The organism is Oleiphilus sp. HI0066 (assembly GCF_001635725.1).
In genome coordinates this window covers 1-913 of record NZ_LWFH01000520.1, presented here as the reverse complement: position 1 = coordinate 913, position 913 = coordinate 1, and the positions used below count along the sequence as shown (strand labels likewise).

Here is a 913-nt window from a genome sequence, read left to right as displayed (position 1 = left end):
TTATCAGTTTGTTGGCCGCACGCTTCAAATGTGGAATCGCTACAGGAAGACCGAGTTTTTCGAGAAACCTTGGCTTTTGCGCTTCTTTGATCAAATTCGATTCTATGAGGTTTCTCACGACGAATTGATGACAATTCGTGAGCAATTTCCTGTTGGCACTTACCCGATCAAAGTTGAAGAAGGCTCATTCAGCCTATCTGAATATCAAGCGTTTTTATCCGAGAATCAAGAATCCATTGATACCTTTAAGGGCAAACGCGAAGCCGCTTTTGAAGCGGAGTTGGCAGAGTGGCATCGTACAGGACAGTTTAACTTCGAAGTGGCTGAAGATAATCTCGATTTGAGTGAAACGAGCTGGGAGGAAGGGCAGATTGTTGTAGACAGCCCTGTATCAGGGAGTGTTTGGCAGAGCGAGATTACGTCGGATTCAGAAGTTGTTAAAGGTCAGGTCTTGATGATTTTAGAGTCCATGAAAATGGAAATTCCTGTTCATGCGACAAGCTCGGGCGTCGTCAAACAAGTGCTACTAGATAAAGGTCAGCGCGTGTCGCCAGGACAAGCCTTAGTAGTGATCGAAGAGCACTAAGGCGCAAAGGTGTGCCTGTCTAAAAAACGTGAACAGAATAATCAAAGAGAACAGTAGTAATGAATAGTTTAAACCTAGCGATTGCGGATCAAACCATCACACCATTAAGCATCGAAACACTCAAGCAGGCCTATGCCGCTGGAACCACAACGCCTAGACAAGTATTGGCAGATATTCGTGAGCGCACAGAGGCTTATAGCGATCGGAATATTTGGATTCACTTATTAAGCGACGCCGAGCTTGATCGCTACCTAAGCAAACTGGAAGCGGGTGACGTCAATTCTCTGCCTTTGTGGGGCGTTCCGTTCGCGATCAAAGACAATATTG

Annotated in this window: 1 protein-coding gene and 1 pseudogene; both read left to right on the top strand. The window is 45.6% G+C overall.

The window, feature by feature from the left end; translation table 11 throughout:
* The coding region (locus A3738_RS07165) for an acetyl-CoA carboxylase biotin carboxyl carrier protein subunit (RefSeq protein ID WP_231876560.1) at positions 1-586 on the top strand (586 nt) is incomplete at its 5' end.
* A gap of 59 nt (positions 587-645) precedes the next feature.
* Positions 646-913, top strand: a pseudogene (locus tag A3738_RS07160) (hypothetical protein); the annotation flags it as partial.